The organism is Mycobacterium sp. SMC-13 (assembly GCF_045311035.1).
Classification (GTDB): domain Bacteria; phylum Actinomycetota; class Actinomycetes; order Mycobacteriales; family Mycobacteriaceae; genus Mycobacterium.
Genome location: NZ_JBJIAI010000012.1, coordinates 124,672 through 147,005, shown reverse-complemented (window position 1 = coordinate 147,005; position 22,334 = coordinate 124,672). Strand labels below are relative to the sequence as shown.

26 protein-coding genes are annotated in these 22,334 nt (G+C 66.3%); 13 read left to right on the top strand and 13 right to left on the bottom strand.

Translation table 11 applies throughout. The annotated features are described in order from the left end of the window. Positions 1 to 175 precede the first annotated feature (175 nt). Together ACJH6I_RS18950 and ACJH6I_RS18945 are read left to right on the top strand one after the other, a co-directional pair. Positions 176 to 889, top strand: coding sequence for a hypothetical protein (locus ACJH6I_RS18950; protein ID WP_212808070.1), 714 nt, complete (start codon positions 176 to 178; stop codon positions 887 to 889). Positions 890 to 914: 25 nt separating this feature from the next. Next, entirely contained in the window at positions 915 to 1,427 is a 513-nt protein-coding gene (locus tag ACJH6I_RS18945; protein WP_212808069.1) for a hypothetical protein, read from the top strand. A gap of 172 nt (positions 1,428 to 1,599) precedes the next feature. On the opposite strand, the gene ACJH6I_RS18940 is transcribed toward ACJH6I_RS18945, so the two are convergent. Both ACJH6I_RS18940 and ACJH6I_RS18935 read right to left on the bottom strand, forming a co-directional pair. Next, complete coding sequence (locus tag ACJH6I_RS18940; protein WP_318984698.1) at positions 1,600 to 3,333, bottom strand: acyl-CoA dehydrogenase family protein; 1,734 nt, start codon at positions 3,331 to 3,333, stop codon at positions 1,600 to 1,602. Between the two features lie 73 nt (positions 3,334 to 3,406). Next, a complete protein-coding gene (locus tag ACJH6I_RS18935; RefSeq protein ID WP_318984699.1) occupies positions 3,407 to 4,579 on the bottom strand; it encodes an SRPBCC family protein in 1,173 nt (390 codons plus the stop codon). Between the two features lie 111 nt (positions 4,580 to 4,690). Here ACJH6I_RS18935 and ACJH6I_RS18930 point away from each other — a divergent pair, with 111 nt between their 5' ends. Further along, positions 4,691 to 5,311: a TetR/AcrR family transcriptional regulator gene (locus ACJH6I_RS18930; protein WP_318984700.1), complete on the top strand. Its 621-nt coding sequence runs from the start codon at positions 4,691 to 4,693 to the stop codon at positions 5,309 to 5,311. Between the two features lie 76 nt (positions 5,312 to 5,387). After that, positions 5,388 to 5,933: a pyridoxamine 5'-phosphate oxidase family protein gene (locus ACJH6I_RS18925; RefSeq protein ID WP_318984701.1), complete on the top strand. Its 546-nt coding sequence runs from the start codon at positions 5,388 to 5,390 to the stop codon at positions 5,931 to 5,933. Between the two features lie 2 nt (positions 5,934 to 5,935). Here ACJH6I_RS18925 and ACJH6I_RS18920 read toward each other — a convergent pair whose 3' ends face one another. Then, positions 5,936 to 6,385, bottom strand: coding sequence for a cupin domain-containing protein (locus ACJH6I_RS18920; RefSeq protein ID WP_318984702.1), 450 nt, complete (start codon positions 6,383 to 6,385; stop codon positions 5,936 to 5,938). Between the two features lie 44 nt (positions 6,386 to 6,429). Continuing rightward, entirely contained in the window at positions 6,430 to 6,678 is a 249-nt protein-coding gene (locus ACJH6I_RS18915; protein ID WP_073696691.1) for a hypothetical protein, read from the bottom strand. 62 nt (positions 6,679 to 6,740) lie between these two features. On the opposite strand from ACJH6I_RS18915, the gene ACJH6I_RS18910 reads away from it, so the two are divergent. From ACJH6I_RS18910 to ACJH6I_RS18895, 4 genes are all read left to right on the top strand, one after another. Beyond that, positions 6,741 to 7,298, top strand: a complete 558-nt coding sequence (locus tag ACJH6I_RS18910; RefSeq protein ID WP_318984703.1) for a sugar O-acetyltransferase — start codon at positions 6,741 to 6,743, stop codon at positions 7,296 to 7,298. Between the two features lie 68 nt (positions 7,299 to 7,366). Beyond that, the gene (locus ACJH6I_RS18905) at positions 7,367 to 7,630 is read left to right on the top strand and encodes a hypothetical protein (protein ID WP_318984704.1); all 264 of its coding nucleotides are present in this window, start codon (positions 7,367 to 7,369) and stop codon (positions 7,628 to 7,630) included. Between the two features lie 67 nt (positions 7,631 to 7,697). Then, positions 7,698 to 8,789, top strand: a complete 1,092-nt coding sequence (locus tag ACJH6I_RS18900; protein ID WP_318984705.1) for a TIGR03857 family LLM class F420-dependent oxidoreductase — start codon at positions 7,698 to 7,700, stop codon at positions 8,787 to 8,789. Next, the gene (locus ACJH6I_RS18895; protein WP_318984706.1) at positions 8,782 to 9,471 is read left to right on the top strand and encodes a TetR/AcrR family transcriptional regulator; all 690 of its coding nucleotides are present in this window, start codon (positions 8,782 to 8,784) and stop codon (positions 9,469 to 9,471) included. The genes ACJH6I_RS18900 and ACJH6I_RS18895 overlap by 8 nt, the downstream gene beginning before the upstream one ends. On the opposite strand, the gene ACJH6I_RS18890 is transcribed toward ACJH6I_RS18895, so the two are convergent. Beyond that, on the bottom strand, positions 9,472 to 10,128 hold the full coding sequence (locus tag ACJH6I_RS18890) for a maleylpyruvate isomerase N-terminal domain-containing protein (RefSeq protein ID WP_318984707.1): 657 nt from the start codon (positions 10,126 to 10,128) through the stop codon (positions 9,472 to 9,474). Beyond that, positions 10,118 to 10,876, bottom strand: a complete 759-nt coding sequence (locus ACJH6I_RS18885) for a DUF899 domain-containing protein (protein WP_318984708.1) — start codon at positions 10,874 to 10,876, stop codon at positions 10,118 to 10,120. The genes ACJH6I_RS18890 and ACJH6I_RS18885 overlap by 11 nt, the downstream gene beginning before the upstream one ends. Positions 10,877 to 10,962: 86 nt before the next feature. Here ACJH6I_RS18885 and ACJH6I_RS18880 point away from each other — a divergent pair, with 86 nt between their 5' ends. After that, entirely contained in the window at positions 10,963 to 11,295 is a 333-nt protein-coding gene (locus tag ACJH6I_RS18880; RefSeq protein WP_212808055.1) for a helix-turn-helix transcriptional regulator, read from the top strand. Further along, positions 11,292 to 11,735 (top strand): SRPBCC domain-containing protein, encoded by a 444-nt coding sequence (locus tag ACJH6I_RS18875; RefSeq protein WP_318984709.1) that lies wholly within the window; start codon positions 11,292 to 11,294, stop codon positions 11,733 to 11,735. The genes ACJH6I_RS18880 and ACJH6I_RS18875 overlap by 4 nt, the downstream gene beginning before the upstream one ends. A gap of 9 nt (positions 11,736 to 11,744) precedes the next feature. Here ACJH6I_RS18875 and ACJH6I_RS18870 read toward each other — a convergent pair whose 3' ends face one another. Together ACJH6I_RS18870 and ACJH6I_RS18865 are read right to left on the bottom strand one after the other, a co-directional pair. Continuing rightward, positions 11,745 to 12,356 (bottom strand): TetR/AcrR family transcriptional regulator, encoded by a 612-nt coding sequence (locus tag ACJH6I_RS18870; RefSeq protein ID WP_318984710.1) that lies wholly within the window; start codon positions 12,354 to 12,356, stop codon positions 11,745 to 11,747. After that, entirely contained in the window at positions 12,346 to 13,188 is an 843-nt protein-coding gene (locus ACJH6I_RS18865) for an oxidoreductase (RefSeq protein ID WP_318984711.1), read from the bottom strand. The genes ACJH6I_RS18870 and ACJH6I_RS18865 overlap by 11 nt, the downstream gene beginning before the upstream one ends. A 120-nt stretch (positions 13,189 to 13,308) precedes the next feature. On the opposite strand from ACJH6I_RS18865, the gene ACJH6I_RS18860 reads away from it, so the two are divergent. Beyond that, a complete protein-coding gene (locus ACJH6I_RS18860) occupies positions 13,309 to 14,049 on the top strand; it encodes a BglII/BstYI family type II restriction endonuclease (protein WP_212808052.1) in 741 nt (246 codons plus the stop codon). 79 nt (positions 14,050 to 14,128) lie between these two features. Next, the gene (locus ACJH6I_RS18855; RefSeq protein ID WP_212808051.1) at positions 14,129 to 14,992 is read left to right on the top strand and encodes an MT-A70 family methyltransferase; all 864 of its coding nucleotides are present in this window, start codon (positions 14,129 to 14,131) and stop codon (positions 14,990 to 14,992) included. Positions 14,993 to 15,037: 45 nt separating this feature from the next. On the opposite strand, the gene ACJH6I_RS18850 is transcribed toward ACJH6I_RS18855, so the two are convergent. The 5 genes from ACJH6I_RS18850 to ACJH6I_RS18830 form a co-directional block, all read right to left on the bottom strand. Beyond that, complete coding sequence (locus tag ACJH6I_RS18850) at positions 15,038 to 15,886, bottom strand: family 16 glycosylhydrolase (protein WP_212808050.1); 849 nt, start codon at positions 15,884 to 15,886, stop codon at positions 15,038 to 15,040. A 270-nt stretch (positions 15,887 to 16,156) separates the two neighbouring features. Continuing rightward, positions 16,157 to 16,633 carry a PASTA domain-containing protein gene (locus ACJH6I_RS18845; RefSeq protein WP_244872704.1) on the bottom strand — a complete coding sequence of 159 codons (477 nt, stop codon included), beginning with the start codon at positions 16,631 to 16,633 and terminating at the stop codon, positions 16,157 to 16,159. Between the two features lie 380 nt (positions 16,634 to 17,013). Next, positions 17,014 to 18,948 carry an Hsp70 family protein gene (locus ACJH6I_RS18840; RefSeq protein ID WP_318984713.1) on the bottom strand — a complete coding sequence of 645 codons (1,935 nt, stop codon included), beginning with the start codon at positions 18,946 to 18,948 and terminating at the stop codon, positions 17,014 to 17,016. Between the two features lie 239 nt (positions 18,949 to 19,187). Next, entirely contained in the window at positions 19,188 to 19,838 is a 651-nt protein-coding gene (locus ACJH6I_RS18835) for a L,D-transpeptidase family protein (RefSeq protein ID WP_318984714.1), read from the bottom strand. A 47-nt stretch (positions 19,839 to 19,885) separates the two neighbouring features. Next, positions 19,886 to 20,545 carry a phosphatase PAP2 family protein gene (locus tag ACJH6I_RS18830; protein ID WP_318984715.1) on the bottom strand — a complete coding sequence of 220 codons (660 nt, stop codon included), beginning with the start codon at positions 20,543 to 20,545 and terminating at the stop codon, positions 19,886 to 19,888. A 99-nt stretch (positions 20,546 to 20,644) separates the two neighbouring features. Between ACJH6I_RS18830 and ACJH6I_RS18825 the strand changes: the two genes are divergently transcribed. Next, positions 20,645 to 22,309 carry a hypothetical protein gene (locus ACJH6I_RS18825; protein WP_318984716.1) on the top strand — a complete coding sequence of 555 codons (1,665 nt, stop codon included), beginning with the start codon at positions 20,645 to 20,647 and terminating at the stop codon, positions 22,307 to 22,309. Positions 22,310 to 22,334: the final 25 nt, after the last annotated feature.

The window sequence follows — 22,334 nt, the reverse complement described above, 5'->3', positions numbered from 1 at the left end:
TTGGCGCGCACGGCAACTCATGGACGGTTGCGCCATGCAAAGCCAACCAACTGGTTCCACACACCCATCGCATTCGAATGTATGATCGAAGACGTAGCCGCAGCGCCTCCAACAGCAGGTTCGGGGTGAGGTATCGATAGAAGTGCAGAATAGAGACAGCTTCAACGGTCTTGGGGTGGCAGATACCGATGTCTGCCACAATCTCGGCATGGCTCCCCCACTATCGGTATTAGACCGAGAGATGTATTCGGAGGCCGAAGCTGCTCGCCTACTGCGGGTCGCACAGGGGACATTGCACTACTGGTTGGAAGGCAAGACCACCCGAGACGGTCACATATATCAGCCCGTGATCCGCCCCGAACCAACGAAGCGGCGGACGGTGACATGGGCAGAGTTTGTTGAGGCTGGACTACTCAGTCAGTACCGCCAGCGAAACGTTGACCTCGACGAGGTCCGTCGTTTCATCGCCGTCCTACGTGAGAAAACGGGTCACCCCTACCCTCTAGCGTCCGAGCGTCCGTGGGCTCTGAACGGGCGCCTTTTGGTGGAGGCTCAACAGGAAAGCGAGCTCCCCCCGGAGTACTGGCTCTACGCGCCGACCGATGGTCAGCTCCTCCTACGGACTCCGGCCGCTCAGAGCTTTCTTGATCGAGTGACCTTCGAAAGCGATGAAGCCGTCTTATGGCGGCCCGCGGGCACGGATTCTCCTGTGGTCATTGACCCCGATTCGCGGTTTGGTCGTCCGTCCGTAAATGGCATCAGCACATCGATCATCAAGGAGTACTCCGACGACGGTTACGGCTATGACGAGATCGCTGAGGAGTTCAATCTAGATATTCGCGATGTGGAACTTGCCGTCGCGTACGAGCTTGAAGTCAAGTCGGCATAGGCGACTAACAAAGAGCCATTTGCCCGTGAAGAATGCTGAAGTCCGCTTCTATTTCGACGCAGATATCCTCGGGCTGGCGCACGTCGTCTGCCGACTCCGCGCGGACTGCACTTATCCTGCCGACCCAGGGCGGACGATCAAACGACACGCACGTCCGCCGTGCGAAATTCCTCAGCGCGCTAAAGATCGCGAATGGATCCCTGCGGTCGCCGAACGTGGTTGGGTCGCAATCACACGGGATGCCGATATTCAAACGCATCTGAGTTTGCTGCAGCTCGTCAAGGAGTACGGACTGAGGCTGGTCACGTTGTCAGGCAAGGAGGCGGTCGCTCCATGGGAACAGTTGGAGATTCTCATGCCCCATTGGCGCAAGATTGAGGAGATCCATCAGCGACAAGGGCCGATGATACTGGGCGCGACCCGCACGTCACTCCGCTACATCAACATTGACGCGGCAATCGGAAAGATCCGCGACGGACGTCAGCAGCCTGGTGATCGCAATCCCCACAGGAGTAGCGGGCCGCCAACGCTCTTCTAGCGGAGTCAGCCTCCATCGGGCTTGTGGGTCTCCCGAGCACCAGTCAAGTCCGAATGCACAGTCCAACAATGGGTCGACCAGCAATTACGGACACCGACTCCGTTGTCAAGCCAACGCGCGCAAGGCATTTGCGTCCGGCGGCTGGCCGACCAGTTCCGCCCCTGAGAGGCCCCTAGGGCCGCATCTCGTACGCACCGTCGTACGCCGCCACCTGTTCCCAGACCCGGTCGAAACGACCCACATCGGCAATCGGTTTGCGGATCGCCGCCAAGGCCCACTCCTGTTGCGCCACCGTTGAACTCGGCTTGCCGTGCAGCGCAACGGCATACGACGAGAAGTCACGGATCTGGAAGTCGAAGATCTGATCCAGCAGGTCGTGGTCGAGACCGGTCAGTTCGGCCTGTTCCAGGATCAACTGCCCGTAGACGACGAGCGTGAACAGATGCCCGACGACCAGAACGAAGTCGAGGTCGCGCTGCTGGTCGGCGTCGGGCGCCGCGGTCAGCAGCAGGTCCTTGAAGGCCTGCACCTGCTCGTAGAAGCGGGCCACGTTCGGCACCGCGAGGTTCCGCTCGTACACCGGCGCCCAGTCCGCGAACTGCACCTTGGAGGCACCGCGCGCGGGCCCCTGCGCCCAGAAGAACACGTCATCGGCCGCGTCGTCGCGGGTGCCGATCTCCGGGTAGCTCGCCGGGTTGAACATGTAGTTCGGCATGAACTTCAGGATCTGCGCGACGTTGACGTGCACCGTGCCCTCGAGCCGGGGCAGCGCACCGATGAGGCGGTTGACCTCGTTGAAGTAGGTGTTCTTCTCGAATCCCTTGGCGGCCAGCACATCCCAAAGCAGGGTGATGACGCGCTCACCCTCGGAGGTGACCTTGGACTTGGTGACGGGGTTGAACAGCAGGTAGCGACGGTCGTCGAGACCGGCGCTGCGGAAGTAGTCGATGGCGCGATCGCTGAACAGCTTCATCGCGATCAACCGGGCGTAGACGTCGACGAATGACGCACGCACGTGCGGGAAGTCGGTCACCGGGTTGCCATAGAGGATCCGGTTGTTGGCGTGCGTGATCGCCTCGTAGAAGGCGTGCTCGCACATACCGATCGAGCCGCTGCACAGGTTGAACTTGCCGACGTTGACGGTGTTGAGCGCCGCCGAGAACGCCTCCGGCCCGGTGCACAGGATGTCCTCCTCGTGCACCGGATAGTCGTTGAGCCGGAACGTACTGACGAACATCTGGCCGTGCACGACGTTGTCGATCAGTTGATAGTCCTGATGGCCGCTGTCCGCGACGAACCACACGTAGCCGTCGGGCCCGTCGACGTCGGTGCGGCGCGAGAACACCGACACCATGCCCGCGACGTTGCCGTTGCCGATGTAGTACTTCTCCCCCGACGCCCGGAACACGACGCCCTCGTCGGACGTCGGCGTCAGCAGCATGTCGGTGTTGTAGATGTCGGCGCCGTGCTCGCGTTCGGACAGCGCGAACGCCATGACCCCGCCCGCCTCGAGCTGGGCGGCGGCCCGCTCCTTGGCCTTGATGTTGTCGCTCTGCCAGATCGGGCCGAGGCCGAGGATGGTGACCTGTTCCGCGTACCAGTACGCGAGCCCGTAGAACCCGAGGATCTCGCTGAGCACGGCATTGCGCGAGGTGTCCCAGCGCTTGTTCGGATCACCGTCGGCGAACTCCGACGGCGTCAGGAACGTCGCGAAAACGCGCTCCCGCTTGATGAATTCGAGAAAGTCGGCGACCCAGGTCGCGTCCAGATCGTCCTGCAGCAACCGCGCCTTGCCGCGATCCTCGAACCAATCGATCAGCGCTCGCAACTGACGCCGCGTCTCGGGATCGAATTGCTGAGGGTCGAAATCGTTCGGGTTGAGCAACAGGCCGCGAGAGTTCGGCATGGGTACCTTCTTCGGTCCGGGTTTGGCACGAATCTAGCGCCCGGACGCTCGTGGGACCGCGGATTGCGCGTACTTACCCGAGGGCCACGCCGAGCTCCTCGGCGAACACCCTGATCATGTGCTGCACGCCAATCTCGTTGCGGCCGATGATCATGTGGTCGTGCTGGCCGTGCCTGACGCCTTCCCCGCACTGGGGCAGCATGGCGAAGTCCTCGTCGACGACCGCGGCGTGGACGTTGTCGTACACCTGGTCGTAGACCGCGCGCATCTCATCAGTGGTGGCCGGCACGCGTCCCATCCAGCTGTGCCGGACCGTGCACCGGGTCGGTTCGCCGGCCGGCAGGATGTCGATGATCTCGACGCCGACCGGGCTGTTCGCCAGGATCAGATTGGGATAGATCCAGTAGATGACGCCCATGTTCTGATGCGGGTCCCACGACCCCGACGGGTCCTCGGCCAGGGTGGCAACCCAGGTGAAGGGAAAGCCGATGCGATGGTGCTTGCCGTACTCGTCGTAAACCCCGGTGTTGGGCAGGGTGTTCTGCCCAATCACGCTCTCGCCGTGGACAAATGGGAAGTGATACCCCTCGGCGAACGCTTCCAGGGCGCCCTTCCACGACACTTGGGACTGGAACTCCTTCTCCGTGTGGTAGCCGTATGCGGCATAGTTCATTAGTTCGAGTTCCGGCCCGATGGACCCGAGATGGCCATCGACGTCGATGTCGGCGCCGGCAGTCAGCACGGCCCAGATGAAGCCATGTCGCTCCTGGCTCGGCAGCTCAACAAGTCCGTAATCGGCCTTGTCCATCGAATCGAACCCCGCCCTGCCGGGAACCGTGAACAGCTCGCCGGTGTTCTTGTAGCTCCACGCGTGGTACGGGCACGTGAACCGGGCGGCGTTACCGGCGCCGCAGGCCGGCTTCGCGCCGCGATGCCGGCAGTAGTTCAGCAAGACGTGACTGACACCGTCACGGTCGCGGGTCACCAGGAGCGAGTCGCCCAACACCGAGCGCACGACGTAGTCGTTGACGTTGGGAATCTGGGCCGACGGCACGATCGCCAGCGGCACCCGGCGCAGCACCTGCGACTCCTCGATTTCCGTGATCTTCGGATCTCGGTAGTAGTGCAACGGCACCCGGAGTTCACGGTCAGCCATGTCCGTCGTCTTGTCGACCGCATGACGCAAGGCGCGCCTGGTCAGTGCCTCGTCCTGATTGCTGACCGGTCCTTCGGTGATCGCCGTCATTGCTGACCTCATTTCACGTTCGGCAATATTCGGACCATACATCAGTGGCACTATGTATGGTCAAGAGTCGGTGACGTTCAGCGATGAGCGGCGGGATGGAAGTATGCGGTGATGCGCAGACACGGCTGGTCTGGTGACATTCCCGTCGACGACGCGGAGGCGGTTCGCCGCATTGTCAGCGCGGCCCGCTCGTCGATCGACGCGCGTGGTTCGGTGAGCGTGTCCGATGTGGCCACCGAACTCGGGATCACCCGGCAGACCGTGTACCGCTATTTCCCGACGCTCGACGCGCTGATGGCGGGCACCGCGCTGTCGGCCGTCGAAGGCTTTCTGGACCGCTTGGCCGACGACCTGCAGTCGATCACCGACCCCACCGACGCCGTGATCGAAGGCATCGCCTACACCTTGGAACAGCTCCCCAACGACCGGTACCTGAGCCTGGTCATGCATCCCGGCAGGGCGAGTGCGTTCGCCGCGGGCGTCACCTCCGAGACGGCGATTTCCTTCGGCCGCTCCATCCTCGAACGTTTCCAAGTCGATTGGCCTGCAGCCGGATTCAGTGGCCGGCAACTCGATGAGCTCGTCGAGTTCATGCTGCGCACACTGCAGTCGTTCATCCTGGATCCCGGCGGCCCTGACCGCCACGGCAAGGAGTTACGCGCGTTCCTCCGTCGTTGGGTCGCGCCCGCCGTCCAGCTGCATCACGACACAGCCACCCACGCAGCTCCGTAGCCGCGCGGACGGGCGACCCATCCCGGCATCTGAAACTCGCTCGCCCCCGGCCTGTCCCGCGTGCAAGCATGCCCACATGGCCAAGCAGTTCCCGGAGATCAACGACCGGTTCCGCACGTTCATCGCCGCGCAGAGCATCTACTTCGTGGCGACCGCAGCGCGCGACGGCCGGGTCAACCTGTCGCCGAAGGGCTTGGACTCGCTTCGCGTCCTCGGGCCACATCGGGTGGCCTGGCTCAATCTGACCGGCAGCGGCAACGAGACCTCGGCGCACCTGCTCGACAACCCGCGAATGACGTTGATGTTCTGCTCGTTCGAGCGTGAGCCGATGATCCTGCGGCTGTATGGCACCGCCCGTGAGGTCGCGCCCGGCGACGCGGACTGGGATGAGCTCTACAGCCAGTTCCCGCCGCACATCAGTGCCCGTCAGATCTATGACCTGAGCGTGGACATCGTCCAGACCTCATGTGGTTTCGGCGTGCCGCTCATGTCGGTCGAGTCCGAGCGCGTGCTGCTCGACACCTGGGCCGAGAAGAAGGGGCCGGAGGGTGTCGCCGACTACTGGCAGCAGAAGAACCTGTCGAGCATGGACGGCGCGCCGACCAAGCTGGCGCTGGGCTGAGCTCAGCCGGCGCAGGCGTCGGGGGCATCGACCCGCAGCGGGACATCGACGGGCACCGTATAGGTGACGACGACGTCGGCGGCACCGGTGTTCTCGTTGGCAACCCGGTGCGGTACCCCAGCGGGAATGAAAACCGCTTGGCCACTGCCAAACTCAGTTCCCGCGCAATCGCCCGCGGTCTGCAGCACGACCCCACCGGTGTTGATCACCGAATATTCGGTGCCGGGGTGCGTGTGCCAGCCGCTGCTGGCGCCCGGCGCCAACTTCAGTCCCTGAATGATGAGGGTCGACGGCGCGCCCCCGGTGTCGATGTCCACCGGAGCCGTGGTGTCGCCGCGCGCCAGGTCGGTCCGCACGACGTCACCCTCGGGCGGCGTCGCCGCTGCGACGGGCGCCGACAACATGACCAAGCCGAGTGCGGCACAGGCATTCCCAACGCGCAACTTTGTCATGCACCCACTGTGCGCGATGTCCGACGACCGCGTGCGGGTTTCGGCTACGCGACCATGACGTCGACCGACAGCCGCTCCCCGAGGGCGTAGACGGTCGGCCAGTCCTGGTTCTGCGCGGCCGATTCCAGTGCATCGATGAGAGGGCTGTCCACCCCCAGTTCGGCCAGCCACGACGACACGGTGGCGGCGATCTGTTCTCCGGGCACCTCTTCGGCACGCCGGCCGTGCAGACGGTCGACCACCACGAAGGTCGGCGCGGCGGGGCGCCGACGGCGGAAGTCGATGATGCTCATATCAATTGAACGAATCAGCCGTCAAAAAGGTTCACCCGGCTGGGCGCACCTAACGTGGAGTCATGGCTCGTTCGATGCGCGACCGCATGCTCGCTGGTGACCTGTACCTCGCCGATGATCCCGAATTGATCCGCGAGTCCAAACACGCACAGCGGCTCACCCACCGGATCAACGCGCTCGATCCCACCGACCTCGAGGAACGCAACCGTCTACTCCGAGAACTCCTCGGCGCTTTCGGGGACGGCAGTGAGATCCGGCCGCCGCTGCAGTGCGACTACGGCTACCAAACGACCATCGGTGCACGCACTTTCGCGAACTGGGGGCTCATCCTGCTCGATGTCGCGCGGATCAGCATCGGCGACGACGTCCAGATCGGACCCAACGTGCAGCTGTTGACGGCCACTCACCCGCTCGAGCCGGGGCCCCGGAGAGACAAGTGGGAAGCAGCCGAGCCCATCACGATCGGTGACAACGTGTGGCTCGGCGGCGGCGTCATCGTGTGCCCCGGCGTCACGATCGGTGCCGGCACCGTCGTGGGTGCCGGTTCGGTCGTCACCCGCGACCTGCCGCCGCGTGTGCTGGCCGTCGGGTCGCCGGCCCGGGTGGTGCGCCCGCTGTAGACCACGATTCAAAGTCAATCTAATCATTTGACCATGCGGCCAATTGACCGTCATGTAAATATGGCGGCGTGACTGAAGATGCCGATGTGGCACAAGCTCGGGCATTGCGCGCCGAGCTGCGTAGGCATGCCTGGGACCTCGCATCCAGGCTGGCCCGGGTCGAGTCCCTGCCCGATGCGACGGCCTGGTCAGAGCGGGCGCGATCGATGCGCCGGCGCGCCCGAGAGCTGCGGCGCGACCTCGACGAGGCCAGGTTCCTGATCGACCGATTGCATGCCCGGTTCCCGAGCATCGACGCGGCGGGTACATCGGCAGACGCTCCAAGTTATTGAGAACCCTCATTGACAATTACCCACTAGATGGTTAACAGTGCTAAGCGTCTCCGATGAAAGGCGCACCATGAGCACGCAGGACCAGCTCAACGAGCTCGGCTACTACGCCGTCACCCGGCATCCCGCGGACACCCGCGTGGTGCTACCCGAAGCTCGGGATGCCGAGGCGCTCGGGTTGGGCTCCTGCCACATCGGTGAGCGCTTCACCGTGAAGGACGCGGGCGTCCTCAGCGGCGCGGTGGCAGGCGCCAGCACGACGCTGGGCATCGCGCCGTCGACCAATCACCACACCCGGCACCCCACGGTCACCGCGACCATCGGGTCGACGATGCATGCCCTGACCGAGGGCCGGTTCGCCATGGCCTTCGGCCGCGGGATGGGGCCCTACTGGCAGGCGATCGGCCTGCCGGTCGTGACCGAGGCGCGGCTGCGCGATTTCTTCGGCATCCTGCGCCGCCTCTGGGCCGGCGAGATGATCCTCGATCACGACGGCCCAGCCGGGAAGTGGCCCATGCTGCGCCACGTGAACGGCCTGGAAGACGGGCCGCCGATCGGCCTGGTGGCGGTTGGCCCGAAGACCATGGAACTGGCCGGCGAGATTGCGGATTTCGTTGTGCTGCATACGTTCTTCTCCGACGAGGCGACGGAGAAGTCTGTCGCCGCGGTACGCCGCGGCGCGGAGAAGGCCGGCCGGGATCCGGACAGTGTCCGCATCTGGGCCTGCTTGGCGACGGTCCCCGATGCGTTGTCCGAGGACGACCAGATCCGGCGTGGCGTCGGACGGCTCGCGACGTACCTGCAGGCGTACCCAGATGTCCTGGTCTCGGCCAACGGCTGGGACCGGGCGACGTGGGATCGCATCCGGCAGTCCGACCTGTTCACGGATGCGGCGACCGCCGGACCGATCGATGCCAGCGCGTCGTTCGAGACGCTGCAGCGGATCGCCGAGCTGATCCCTACCGAGTGGCTGGACGCCGTCGCCAAGGGCTCGCCGCAGGACTGCGCGAAAACCATTGCTCGCCAGTATGATCTGGGCGTGCATTCGGTGATCATGCACGGGGCCAGTCCGCACGAACTGGCGCCCGTCGTCGAGGCCTACCGGGCCAACCGGCCGACGCTGCACCGGGCCGTCGCGGCGAATCCGGGCCGATTTGCCTGACCGTCCGGCCCGCGACTCCCCGCAGGCGGCCCTCGCCCGCGAGCAGTGGCAGGCTGTCGTCACGGAGTCGGGCGCCGGCACCAAGCTGAACAAGCGCGGGCTGGAAACCCGGGCCCGCCTGCTCGACGTCGCCATCCGCTGTCTGGCCGACAGCGGTGGCGAGCCGGTGTCGGCGAACCGCATCGCCAAGGATGCGGGCGTCACCTGGGGCACGGTGCAACACCAGTTCGCCGACCTGGACGGGCTCTGGGTCGCGGTCATCACCGAAATCCACTCCCGCAGTTGGGCCTCGGGCCCGGAGACGCCGCGCAGCGGCACCCTGCGCGAACGGGTGGAGGGCGCCATCGAATCCGTGTGGCGCTACCTGGACACCACCGAGGGCCGCGCCCTCACCGCGCTGCGCACGTCACTGCCCGCGCGACGCTCTGACATCGCCGCCGAATACCCGCGCACCGCAGCGGCTTTCGCGGCCCGCGAACTCGACTGGATTCAGGGTTTCGATTATCTGATGGAAGGGCTCGACGTCGACCCGCATCAGTTGCACCGGGTGCGGTGCCTGCTTCCCGCGGCGATCCGCGGTCTCAGCAACGAACGGCAGATCGGGTTCACGTCGGATCTCGATGTCGCCCGCGCGGCGCTGACCGATGCCGTCGTCGCGTTGCTGACCCCGCCGCGGCCGTAGTCACTCAACGAGATCGGCGGTCGCGGGTCCGAACAGGTACAGGTGATCGAGCACCGGCGCCGCGTCCCCGGACCACGCCATGGCCGCCATCTGACGACGGCTGCGCCGCCCGGTGCGCCAGCGCACCGCTTCGAATCGCGTCGTCTTCAGATCGACCGCAGGTTCCGCGTCCGGACCGCACCGGTACTCACCATCCTCGACGAACACACGCATCGGCACCGGCGTGACCAGCATACGCAGGAGCTGATCCGAAACCTGCTGCAGGGCAGCGGAATCACGCGCGCCCGGTCGGCCGATCGCATCCCGGATGTCATGTTCGTGGACGACGATGTCGCCGAGCGGCGGCGCGATGCCCTCCCGTGCGAGCCGCGGCAGCTCGGCGGCCGCATCGCCCCAGGCCCGCAGGATGTCGTCGCGGCCGCAGCCATCGAACCGAGCCACTTGCGCTGCCGTCTGGGCATCGTTGGGTGGGGCGACCCGGCGCCCCGCGGCCCAGTCCTGCGCGACGCCGGCCATGTGTGCCAGCACATCCCGCACCGACCAGCCGGGACAGGCAGCGACCGCAGTATCGACGGAAACATCTGGCGCACTGACCAACTCGACGATGCGGTCCATGGCCTGCTGGTAGAGATCCGCGAGATGGGCTTCATCGCTCACAGGAGGCGCACCCTTCCGTGCGGGGCGGGCGGGGATCGTCGGGCTTGCTGGGATCGGGGTCGCCGAACCATCGCGAGGGTTGATGCTCGCCGTAGGTGTCATGCCAGTCCCACCATTCGTAGGGTGGGTCCTGCGGGTATCCGGGCGGCGAGTCCTCCCAGGTCTCCTGCCGGCCGAGCGCCGTCATGTCGAGATAGCTCCACGAGGTGCCGAGCGCCTCGTCGCCGCGGTTGTTGATGAAGTAGGTGCGGTAGATGGCGTCACCGTCGCGGATGAAGGCGTTGGTGCCGTGCCACTCGTGTACGCCGAAGTCGACGTCGAAGTCGTCGGTGATTGTGTACCAGGGCATCTTCCAGCCCATCCGGGCCGTCATCCGCGCGATGTCGGGCTGCGGCGCGCGTGAGGCGAACGCCAGCGTCGTGTCGCGCGCGTTCAGGTGGGCCACATGGCCGACGTTGTCGGCGATCATCGAACAACCCCGGCAGGCGTGCTCGGGCCAGCCCTGTACGCCCTCCTCGAAGAACGCCCGGTAGATCACGAGTTGCCTTCGCCCACTGAACAAGTCGGCCAGGCTGAGCTCGCCGTCCGGACCGACGAAGGTGTAGTCCTTGGTGACCGGCGTCCACGGCATGCGGCGGCGCATCGCCGCCAACTGGTCCCGCTGGCGGGTCCATTCCTTCTCGGCGACGAGCATCTTCTCCAGCGCGGCGTCCCATTCGGCCGCGGACACGATGTCGGGTTTCTGCACGGCGTCTCTCCTCCACAGAATCATTAAACAAACTTGTTGAACGTCACCGTTCCAGGAGAGCACGATCCGCCGCTATAGTCAACAAGATGGTTGAAGATCAGCTGCTAGACCGGGCCTACGCCGCCCTGGCAGATCCGACGCGCCGCCGGCTATTGGAGACGCTGCGGCAAGGCGATGCGCGCATCACCGACCTGGCCGCCCCGCTGCCGATGACGTTCGCCGGCGTCTCCCGGCATATCGGCGTGCTGGAATCGGCGGGCCTGGTACAACGCGATGTCCGCGGCCGCGAACGCTGGGTGTCCCTGCGCCCCGAGGGGCTGACCATGGCGCAGCAGTGGATCAACGAACAATCCAACTTCTGGTCGGTGCGGGCGGATGCCCTCGCAGACCGCTTGCGACGCAAAGGAAACGGTCAATGACAGAACCCGTCACCGTGCGCGTGCAGCGCGTCATGCCGGCAGTCCCCGACGTGGTGTTCGGCGAGTGGCTCGATGTCGAGTCGCTGATGGACTGGATGTGCCCACGCCCGTCCCGGTGCGTCGCCATCACCGTCGAACCCCATGTCGGCGGCAAGCTGCGGTTCGACGTCGACCACGACGCCACGGGCACCATCGTCCTGATCATCGGCCACTTCCTGGAGATCGACCGCCCGCGACTGCTGCGTTTCACGTGGAGCAATTCGAACTGGCCCGACCCGACGATGGCCAGCGTCGTCAACGTCACCTTCGAACCCCACGGCGAGGGCGAGACGCTGATGAAGATCGAACACTCTCTGCTGCCCTCGCACGAGTACGGCAACTTCCACAACGGCTGGGCGCGCACCGCCGAGCAGTTGGAGGTCGTGCTGCGTAAGCGCTGACCGGGACGGCTAGGTCAGAAGTCCCCGCAACGCCGTCGCAGCCAGCCGCCGGGCGTGTTCCTCGGTCAGCGTGTAGTGCCCGGTCATGCGACGAAAGATCAAGGGCCCGAACAGGATGTCGATGACATCGTTGATGTCCACTGTCGCATCGACCTCGCCACGATCCGCGGCCCGCTGCCACAGCGTGGTGATGGCCGCTCGCCGGCCGCTGAGGAAGTACTCCCGGAAATACGTCGCGCCGGCGGGATCGTCGACGCATGCCGCGAGCAGTTGGGCGAACACCTCGCCGCGCGCGCTGGCATAGAACGCCGAGACGCGCACGACCTGTTCGGTGAGATCGCCTGCCGCGCCGCCGGTATCAGGCAGCGGCAGGGCCTGCGCCATCATGGTGCCGAACGCCTCGGCGGCCACCGCGGTCCGCGACGGCCAGTGCTTGTAGATGGTGGCCTTGCTGGCACCGGACCGAGCGGCGATGGCGTCGACCGTCGCGGCAGGGAAGCCGCCCTCGTCGAGCAGCTCCGATGTCGCGTCGAGGATGGCCTGATGGATACGGTCGCTGCGCGCACCGGTGGGGCGGGCGAAGGTGACTTCGTCCGCCCCGGAACGGGTTTCAGGCGACATCGTCGTGGTCGGTGGACTCGGCGACGGCGCGCCACTGCGCCAGTTCAGCCTGCACGTGGGCGATTTTGGCCTCCACGGCGGCAATGGTGTCGCGACCCAGCTGCAGCCGCACCGGCGGCTGCTCCGACTCGACGACGTCGATGATCGCGTTCGCGGCCTTCACCGGGTCGCCGGGCTGGTCGTGGTTGCGCTCCCCGGCGGTGATGCGCATCTGGCCGGCGGGGCCGTCGGCGTAGTCGTCGATGACGTGCTGCTGCGTGTGCAGGCTCGACGAGTCCAGGAAATCGGTGCGGAAGTAGCCGGGCTCGACGACCATGGCATGCACGCCAAGGGGTTTCAGTTCGGCATGCAGCGCTTCCGACAGCGCCTCGACGGCGAACTTGGTCGAGGCGTAGACGCCCCAGCCGGGCGAGCTGACGAAGCCGCCGACCGACGAGATGTTGACGATCGTGCCAGAGCGCTGTGCCCGCAGCACCGGCGTCACCGCACGGGTCACGGTGAGCAACCCGAAAACGTTGGTCTCGTACACCGCGCGCACCTCGGCGTCGCCGGCTTCCTCGACCGCACCCAGCAGCCCGCGGCCGGCGTTGTTGATCAACACATCGATGCGGCCGAACCGCTCGACCGCGGCCTGTGCGGCGGCACGCGCCTGCGCCTCGTCGGTGACATCCAGCGGGACAGCCAGCAGATGATCGCCGGCGTCGGGCAGCGCCGCGGTGACGGCCGCGGCATCACGGGCCGTGGCGACGACATCGTGCCCGCGCGACAGCGCTTCGCGGGCGATCTCCAGGCCGAATCCGCGGGACGCTCCGGTGACGAACCAAACGCTCATGATGTGACCTCTCCGAGGTTCAACTGAACTGTACGATCAGTTTAGTTTTGATGGACGCACGATGCAACGGCGGACTTCCGCGGGTTATTCCACCGCCCGGCGCACTGCTACCGTCGCCCCGTGGATCTGACGGACTCGTACACCCGCGTGCTGCCGCCGCACATCCGCGACCGGTACGAGTTCATCGAAACCCGCAACGCCGCCGCGATCCTCGCCGCCACCAACCCGCAGCGGTTCGACGAGCTCCTCACCGCCCTGCACGAATTCCAGCTCCGTACCGACGATCTCGTCCAGCCCGGCGGCCAGGAGACCGAACTCGCCGCCCGCCTCAACACCGCCTTCCGCAACAAGGGCTGGCGTGAGGCACGCGTGGACACCCGAATCCGCTTGGAACTGCGCAAGATGCCGCACAAGCCGGCGGGCGAGATGCACCCCACGCTGGAAGACACCGAGGTCTTCAACGAGGGCTACAAGGTCGACAACTTCGTCGACCGGCTGGCCCTCGATGTGGAGTGGAATGCCAAGGACGGCAACCTCGATCGCGACCTGAGCGCGTACCGCGCGCTGTATGACGCGGCGCTGATCGACGTCGCCGTCATCATCACCCGCACGCAGACCGACCTGCGCACGCTCGGCTACCGCCTGGGCATCGAGGCCGGCATGGACGACGAGCGCGCCCGCCGCATCCTGGCCACCACGACCACCACCAACACCGAGAAGCTGCGGCCCCGCATGCAGCGCGGCGACAGCGGCGGCTGCCCGCTGCTGGCCGTCGCGATCTGCGCCCGCACCTGGGCCGACCACGCCCCGGTTCGAGACGACCGGCAACCCGCAGACGACATCGGCCTCTGGGAAGCCTGACCTGTCGGTGCCATCGCCTACGATTTCGTGAAGATCTTCTCCGTTCGAAAAGATCTAATTCGAAGGTAGGAGTGACAACGTGGCGAAACGCAGCGATCAGGCCGGCGCCGAGTCGAAGGCCGCCCCCCTGCGCGATATCGCCGCGCCGCCGCCGCTGCCCACCATCGATGGCGGCTGGAAGACCGTATTGGCCGATCCGCCTTGGCGTTTCACCAATCGAACCGGCAAGGTGGCACCGGAGCACCGGCGCCTTGACCGGTACTCCACGCTCGATCTCGAGGCCATCTGCGACATCCCGGTGTCCACCGTCGCCGCGCGTGACTCGCACCTGTACCTGTGGGTGCCCAACGCGCTGCTGCCCGAGGGGCTGCGCGTCATGGAGGCGTGGGGCTACCGCTACGTCTCCAACGTCATCTGGGCCAAGCGGCGCAAGGACGGCGGGCCCGACGGCCGCGGTGTCGGCTTCTATTTCCGCAACGTCACCGAGATCATCCTGTTCGGCGTGCGCGGCAGCATGCGCACGCTGCCGCACGCCCGCAGCCAGGTCAACATGATCGAGACCCGCAAGCGGGAGCATTCCCGCAAGCCCGACGAGCAGTACGGATTCATCGAGGCCTGCTCGCCCGGCCCGTATCTGGAGCTGTTTGCCCGGCATCCGCAGCCGGGTTGGACGGCGTGGGGCGACGAGTCCGCCGCCGATGTCACGCCGCGCGGCCAGGTCCACAAGGGTTACGCCGGGGGCGCCATCGACGTGCCGCCGGTGACCAAGCACGTCCGGCTGGACCCGACGACGGCCGAACGCATCGGCAAGGAACTGCGCATCCGCTACGAGAACGGCGAGAGCATCCGCCAGCTCGCCGAGGAGACCGGCTACGGAATCACCCGCGTACGCGGACTGCTGGAGCGGGCCGGCACCACGTTCCGCGGTCGCGGCCCCCAATGAGAATGGGCCCCGCCGAAGCGGGGCCCATCGACAGTTGTCGGAGGTTTACCAGACGCGCACGTAGTCGACGAGCATCTCGGCCGGGTAGCTGCCACCCTTGGGGTCGCCGCCACCGGAACCGGACACCGCCAGGTTCAGAACCGGGAACACCGAGTAGCCGGGCAGGTTGAACGGCCAGTCGTCCAGAGAGTTCGCCGGCACGTAGAAGTACGGCTGCATGCCTTCGGTGTAGTCCTGCCAGAACGACATACCGGCGTCGTTCCAGGTGACGCGCCAGGTGTGCCAGCCACCGTCGATCGGGTGCGGGTGCGTGTCGAACGACGTGCCGTCCGACCGGGCGTGCACCGTGGTGCCCGACGGCCACTCACCATTGCCGTACCACTCGGCCAGGTCGATCTCGCCGCCGACGACGGGGTGGTCGTTGGACAGCCACCAGGCCGGCCAGCAGCCGTTGGTCAGGCAGTTGAACTTGATCCGGGCTTCCCAGGTGGTGTTGATGCCACCCCAGAAAGTGCCGAAGACCTTGCCGCTGGTGTATTTCCCGTTGGCATCGCGCGTGGCGCGGATGACGAGGTTGCCCTTGCCGTCGAGGAAGACGTGCTCCCGGTCGTCGCGGTACTGACCCATGTTCTCCGGGCGGTCCCAGAACACCGGGTTCTTGATGGTCTCGCGCCGCGGCGAGATGTTCCACTTGGCCGGGTCGGGCCGCGACCCGGCGGGGCCGTCGAACTCATCGTGGAAGATGTAGGTGGGCGTTTGCGCGGCGGGCTGCGGGGCCAGCGGCGCAGTGGGCGAACTGCCCGGTTGGGGATCCGCCAGAGCGGCGGGGGACGGCATCGCGGCGGCGGCCAGCAGGCCAAGCCCCGACGCGCGCATCATGTTTCGACGATCCATTTCCGGCACAAGGGGATATACAAGCCGCTCAGACAGACTTGGCGCAACTTACGACACGCTTGAAATCACCTGTCAGAGCGGCATTCTCATCACGGGCGCAGGAGCGCTAACCAGCAGTCAGCAAAACGTACGCTTGTCCAAATCTCTATGCCAGCCAGCGAATCCCTACCCGAGCATTGAGAACAGCAATACCGCACGCGCAGGTGTGCAGACAGCCGCGCATTCGGCACCACCGAGAAACCGAAACCGTCCAGCAATACCGGTTCAGGTTCAGCGGTCGGAGTTCTGGCCCTCCCAGACCTGGCCCGCTTCGCCGGCCGCTGCCGCCTCAGCCGCGGCTGCGGCGGACGCCGACGAGGCAGCCGCTGCGGCCGATGCCGACGCCGAGGCGTAAGCCTGCGAACCCGCCGGGCTACCCAGCGAGTTACCGGGGCTACCCGCGGTGGCGAACGCCGCCTCACAGTTCAGCGACAGCAAAACCTGACTGCTGCTCGAACCACCGCTGTTCGCCGGCGCTGCCACCGTGCGGGCAACCTGGTTGGTCACAACGCAGTTCGGCCACTGCAGCTGGTCGCCCACCGTCGTCGAGACCAGCGGCTTGAATCCAGCACTGGACAGCGCCGACCGCGCGTCGCTGAACTTCTGGCCGACCACATTGGGCGCAGAACCGGCGGACGCCACACCACTACACATCAAGGCCACAGCACCCAGCGAAGTTGCCGCAGCAACACCCCATGCAGTCTTCATGGGGCCCTATCCTGCCTTAACTCCCGGCGCTGCGCTCATCGTTGAAGCAGTTGATGCCGCCGGAGACCAGGTTTGGGTGGCCCCGTTGTTGAATTCCGGGACTTCCGGGCTGTTGAAAACGCTGTTGGTCGGGGCGTGGTCGGAGCCGGCGACGGCGCCTCCATCGGTCACTCCAGCGGAGATCGCACCCAGAGTGCCCAGCGCAACCATGGCCGCAGCGGCCGCCAACCCGACGCGTGTTCTTGTCGAATTCATAGAACAAGATTGCCGCATCTGTGGTATGCGGGCAAGTAAATTTCCTGTTCACACTGACGTTCCGACGCCTGCGTCAATAGTCAATACGGGATTCAAATCAGCGAGACCCGATGCAATTCCGCCCATCAATAGGGGTATTGCTGCGGATACTGCTGTGGGTACTGCCCGTACGGGTACTGCTGCTGTCCCGGGTAGTACGGATTGGCCGGCGGCTGGGATTCGACCGGTTGGTCCGGGCCTTTGGGGACCTGAATCGGGATCGGCACCGGCACGAACGGCAGCCGGATGTAGCTCGTCGTCATGGTCGGCGTCGTCGAGGTCGGCGTCTCCGATGTCGGCGGGGGTGGCGGCGGAGGCGGCGGCTCGCTCGTGGTGGTGGCGGTGGTGGTCGCCGGCGGTGGAGTCGTCGTCTGCGCGTGCGTCGTGGTGGTGTGCGTCGGCGCCGGTGCGTGGGTGACCGGCGGTTGGTACGTCGGGCTGGGCTGCGGGGGTGGCGGTGCGGGGACCTCGTTGGTGACGGTGACAGTGCTGGGCGGCGCCGGTTCGGCCGGCGGCGCCGGGGGTGGCGTCGGAGATTCGCTCAGCGACGGCGGCGGGGTGGTCGGCGGCGCGACGGGTTTGCGGTCACCGGTGAGCGCGATCGTCACGCCACCGACGGCCGCGATCGCGGCGAAGATCGCGACGCCGAACACCACCAGCGGGAGCCGCTGCCAGGCCTTGGACGGCTCGGTGGCCACCGCCGCGGCCGGCGGCACGTACTGCGCGATGGCGCGAGTGGTCGTGGTGTCACCGAAGACGTCGTCGCCGGTGTAGGGCAGCAGGTCACCGCCGCCGTCGGAGTCCTCGGACCAGGCCAGGGACGGTCCGGTGGTTTTGACCACCCGGGCGGCCGCGGTGTCGGTGAGCACGTCGAGTTCGGGGATGGCCGCGGGCGCGGTGGCAGGGCCGCCGTCGACCGCCGCGGTCGGTGCGGTGCCCAGCAATGCGGCCGGCGCCATGCCGGTCTTGGCGTCGGCGTCGGCGCCGTACACCGCGAACAGTGCCGCACCCACCGCGGCATCGAGCGCCGGCTGCGGGGTCGTGACGAGAATGCCCGCGGCGCCACGTGCCTCGAGATGTGCGGCGAGCCGCGTACTGATCACGGGGATCCGCGCGCCACCACCGACCGCAACCAGCGAGCTGACGGATCGCCACGCAATGTTGTTGCGCTGCAACAGCTCATCGAGCTCCGCCAGCACCCCGGTCAGCGGTTCGTCGAGCAGTTCGGCCAACTCGGCGCGGGTGACCTCGACATCGCCCTGGTGGCCCGGAATGTCCACCGGCACCGTCGCCGTCTCGGCCTCCGACAGTGCTTCCTTTGCCGCACAGCAGGATTCACGGAGTTTCTCCAGTGAACTCACAGCCGCGGTGCCTGCGGTGTCCACTCCCCCGGCACCACCGACGCGGTCGAGCACGTGCGCCAGCAGCGCCTGGTCGACGGCCTCCCCGGAGAATTCGGTGTACCGCACGGTCTCGATGGGCTCGAACGACGTGTCCGCGGCAGCCAGCGTGATGCTGGTGCCACCACCGCCGAAATCGAGCAGCGCCGCGGTGCCGGTGGCGGGCAGACCCGGATTGGCGTGCAGTGCGGTCAGTGCCGCGACCGCGTCGGACACCAGCCGCGCCGGAACCCCGTTGGGCGCCAGGCTGGGATTGGATCGCATGACGGTCCGCATCGCCCGCAGCGTCGCGGTATCCCAATGCGCCGGAACGGATATCGCCAGCTGTCCTGTCGGCGGCTCGCCGCCCGCGGCCTCGATCAGGGCGTCCAACGCCTCGGCCACCAACTGGTCGGCGTGATACGCCGTGCCGTCGGGCGCCACCATCGGCACCGGGTCACCGACGCGTTCGACGAAGCCGGTGAGTGTCACGCCGTCGTCGACGGCATCCGCGGCCAACCCGATCTGGGGCGCGCGGTCACGGTACAGGCGCAGCACCGCGCGCCGCACCATGGGCGGTTCACCGACGCGCGCTGCGACCAGGTTGGTCGTCCCGATCGACAACCCCAGCTGGTGGCTCATAACCCCACCACCCTAACGTGCGAACGCATTGCCGCAGCTCGGGACACGTGCGAACGGCGTTCTCGCAGATTGCTTTTCGTCCGCTGTGTCCGCCCTGTGGACGAAACCTGCCGAGCCTGTGCGCCCGGTGTGCTGCAACGCCCGACAGGGGCGGCATCGACGAAATCCACAGCCACGACCGCACTCACGACGCGACGATGCCGCTCAAGCCGAAACTCGGTGCTGCCCTTCATATCTGATTACTTGGCAACGGCGATCAGCGCTCCCGGTTGCAGCCATCGCATGATCTTCACCAGGGTGCCCTCGTCGATCGCCACACATCCGGCCGTCGGGCCGTCACCGATGTGGACGAAGAAGGCGCCGCCGTTGCCGGGCGTCCGTTGCGGGTTGACGCCCATGACCACGGCGTACTTGTAGGGTGCGATGTCGAGGTTCTCGGTGCCACTCGCGGGATCGGTGTCGAAGCGGCACTGCGCCTTCTTGCACACCTGCATGGTGTTGTAGGTGGGGCTCTTCATGTCGCCGTCCCACCAGTGATCGGGTGTGGTCTGGACGTATTGCAGACCCGTACCGGGATTGGCGGCGGTGCCGAACGCGAACGGCAGCGTGAAGATGCCCATCGGGGTCTGCAGGTTGCCGTCGTGGCTCTGCGGGACCATGCCCCGGGAACCGACGTGCGCCGGAATCCCGACCGCGACGGCGTCCCACCCTGCGGGCCCTCGCTGATACACGTCCATCTTGGCCGACGAACCACCAACGCCCACAATCGAAATCACCTGCGTGGCCGATCCCACCGAGTTGGCGAACCACGGAGTGACCACCGCGTTGCCGACGGGCGCCAGTGCCACCGCCAGCGCGGCAGCACACAGCAAAGCGAACAGTCGGCGCACCCGTCCATGGTCAAGAACCGCCCTCTGGAAGGTCAAGCCAGGGCGGGTCAAGGTTTGGGCACGATAGGGCTTCGGCTTTGAGACCCGGCCGACGCAGGCACTGGCGCGAGCAAGGGCACGCAGATCAGGAACCACAACGCACCCAGCAACCACCCCGCCAGGACGTCGGTCGGGTTGTGCACGTTGAGTACCACCCGGCTCGCCCCGACGGTCACGACGATGACGGCACAGAGCACCTCGATCAGCCGCTGCCGCGCGACCCCCCACAGCCGGAACACCGCACACAGCCCCAGCGCACCGGCCATGGTGCCCAGCGCGTGCCCCGAGGGGAACGACCACGAGGGTTCGTGCGCCAGCGCCGTCAGCGGCCGCGCCCGTTGGGCGATGTCCTTGGCGAGCTCGGTGACCAGACCGGTCGCGGCGACGCCGATCAAGAGGAAGAGCGCGGTGCGGCGCTGTCGTCGTGCGAGCGCGACGAACGCGACCACCACCCCGATGATCCGGAAGGTCCAGGGTCCGAAGATGAAGGAGAACCACTGCCAGCCGACCACCCAGCCGGGATGCGCCGCACCGTACCGGTGCAAGGGCGCGAGCAGCGACGTGTCGAAAGCCGTCACCCAGGGCCATGACGCTGCCCAGCCCACCCACAGCAGGGCGTAACCGATCACGGCCGCGGTCCCGATCAGCCAGCGGTTGCGGTTCGTCACCCGGTCTCCTTTCGGATGCGCTCGCGCGCCGGAAATTCGCTACCGCCCGGAACATAACTGTCACGGGCACGAAACAAACTGACCATAGCTTCGCTAACCATGACCCAAGACCTCAGCCAGGAGCCGCTGTCGCCTGCCGCTGTACCGGACGTCGATCAGGACCGGTTGACCGCGACACGCGAAACCTTGGAGGACTACACCCTCCGCTTTGCGCCGCGCAGTTACCGGAAATGGTCGACGCGCGTGGTCGGCATCTCGGCACTGGGCGGTATCGCCTACCTGGCCGACTTCGCGATCGGCGCCAACATCGGCATCTCGTACGGCACCACCAATGCACTGGCGGGCATCGCGATCTTCGCGGTCGTCATCCTGCTGACCGGGTTCCCGGTGGCCTACTACTCGGCCCGCTACAACATCGACCTCGATCTGGTGACGCGCGGCAGTGGCTTCGGCTACTACGGCTCGGTGGTCACGAACGTCATCTTCGCGACGTTCACCTTCATCTTCTTCGCGCTGGAGGGGTCGATCATGGCCCAGGGCCTCAAATTGGGTCTGGGCCTGCCGTTGTGGCTCGGCTACGCGGTGTCGACGCTGATCATCTTCCCGCTGGTCATCTACGGCATGAAGGTGCTCTCGACGCTGCAGGTCTGGACCACCCCGCTGTGGCTGATCCTGATGGTCGCGCCGTTCGTCTACCTGCTGATCAGCCACCCCGAATCGGTCGGGCAGTTCTTCGCCTACCAGGGCAAGGACCACATCCAGGGCTTCGACATGGGCTCGACGCTGCTGGCCGCCGGTGTGTGTCTGTCGCTGATCGCGCAGATCGCCGAGCAGAACGACTACCTGCGGTTCATGCCGCCGAAGACCCCGGAGAACAAGCGCTCCTGGTGGACCTGGATGTTCCTGGCCGGCCCGGGCTGGGTGTTCTTCGGCGCCATCAAGCAGGTCGTCGGCCTGTTCCTCGCCGTCTACCTGATCGCCAATGTCGCCGACAGCGCGGGCATCGCCAACCAGCCGGTGCACCAGTTCCTGTCGATCTACGAAAACTTCCTGCCGGGCTGGCTCGCCATGACCCTGGCCGTGGTGCTCGTGGTGATCAGCCAGATCAAGATCAACGTCACCAACGCCTACTCGGGCTCGCTGGCCTGGACCAACTCCTACACCCGCATCACCAACCACTACCCCGGCCGCCTGGTGTTCCTCGGCGTGAATCTGCTGATCGCGCTGATCCTGATGGAAGCCAACATGTTCGACTTCCTCAGCACCATCCTCGGCTTCTACGCCAACTGCGGCATGGCCTGGGTTGTGGTGGTGGCCAGCGACATCGTCTTCAACAAGTACCTGCTGAAGCTGTCGCCCAAGGAGCCCGAGTTCCGTCGCGGCATGCTGTGCGCCTTCAATCCGGTGGGCTTCGGCTCGATGCTGATCGCGGCGGGCCTGTCGGTGGTGGCGTTCTTCGGTGGACTCGGCTCCGCGCTGACGCCCTACTCGCCGCTGGTGGCGATCGGGCTCGGTGTGGTGCTGCCGCCGATCATCGCCATCGCCACCAAGGGCAAGTACTACCTGCGCCGCACCGACGACGGCATCGACCTGCCGATGTACGACGAGCACGGCAACCCGTCCGACGCGCACCTGCTGTGCCAGAAGTGCCACCACGAGTACGAGCGGCCCGACATGCTGGCCTCGGCCGAGGGCGGCTACATCTGCTCGCTGTGCCTGGCCACGGACAAGACCGGAGAGCACGTCCTGCCCGCGCAGAACTGACGGCCGTCACCACCGACGCGGCGCC

Excerpts from the sequence above, each read along its gene's own strand:
- ACJH6I_RS18940 (WP_318984698.1), bottom strand. The coding sequence starts at position 3,333 with ATGCCGAACTCTCGCGGCCTGTTGCTCAACCCGAACGATTTCGACCCT.
- ACJH6I_RS18935 (WP_318984699.1), bottom strand. The coding sequence starts at position 4,579 with ATGACGGCGATCACCGAAGGACCGGTCAGCAATCAGGACGAGGCACTG.
- ACJH6I_RS18930 (WP_318984700.1), top strand. The coding sequence starts at position 4,691 with ATGCGCAGACACGGCTGGTCTGGTGACATTCCCGTCGACGACGCGGAG.
- ACJH6I_RS18925 (WP_318984701.1), top strand. The coding sequence starts at position 5,388 with ATGGCCAAGCAGTTCCCGGAGATCAACGACCGGTTCCGCACGTTCATC.
- ACJH6I_RS18920 (WP_318984702.1), bottom strand. The coding sequence starts at position 6,385 with ATGACAAAGTTGCGCGTTGGGAATGCCTGTGCCGCACTCGGCTTGGTC.
- ACJH6I_RS18915 (WP_073696691.1), bottom strand. The coding sequence starts at position 6,678 with ATGAGCATCATCGACTTCCGCCGTCGGCGCCCCGCCGCGCCGACCTTC.
- ACJH6I_RS18910 (WP_318984703.1), top strand. The coding sequence starts at position 6,741 with ATGGCTCGTTCGATGCGCGACCGCATGCTCGCTGGTGACCTGTACCTC.
- ACJH6I_RS18900 (WP_318984705.1), top strand. The coding sequence starts at position 7,698 with ATGAGCACGCAGGACCAGCTCAACGAGCTCGGCTACTACGCCGTCACC.
- ACJH6I_RS18880 (WP_212808055.1), top strand. The coding sequence starts at position 10,963 with ATGGTTGAAGATCAGCTGCTAGACCGGGCCTACGCCGCCCTGGCAGAT.
- ACJH6I_RS18875 (WP_318984709.1), top strand. The coding sequence starts at position 11,292 with ATGACAGAACCCGTCACCGTGCGCGTGCAGCGCGTCATGCCGGCAGTC.
- ACJH6I_RS18870 (WP_318984710.1), bottom strand. The coding sequence starts at position 12,356 with ATGTCGCCTGAAACCCGTTCCGGGGCGGACGAAGTCACCTTCGCCCGC.
- ACJH6I_RS18865 (WP_318984711.1), bottom strand. The coding sequence starts at position 13,188 with ATGAGCGTTTGGTTCGTCACCGGAGCGTCCCGCGGATTCGGCCTGGAG.
- ACJH6I_RS18850 (WP_212808050.1), bottom strand. The coding sequence starts at position 15,886 with ATGGATCGTCGAAACATGATGCGCGCGTCGGGGCTTGGCCTGCTGGCC.
- ACJH6I_RS18845 (WP_244872704.1), bottom strand. The coding sequence starts at position 16,633 with ATGAAGACTGCATGGGGTGTTGCTGCGGCAACTTCGCTGGGTGCTGTG.
- ACJH6I_RS18840 (WP_318984713.1), bottom strand. The coding sequence starts at position 18,948 with ATGAGCCACCAGCTGGGGTTGTCGATCGGGACGACCAACCTGGTCGCA.
- ACJH6I_RS18825 (WP_318984716.1), top strand. The coding sequence starts at position 20,645 with ATGACCCAAGACCTCAGCCAGGAGCCGCTGTCGCCTGCCGCTGTACCG.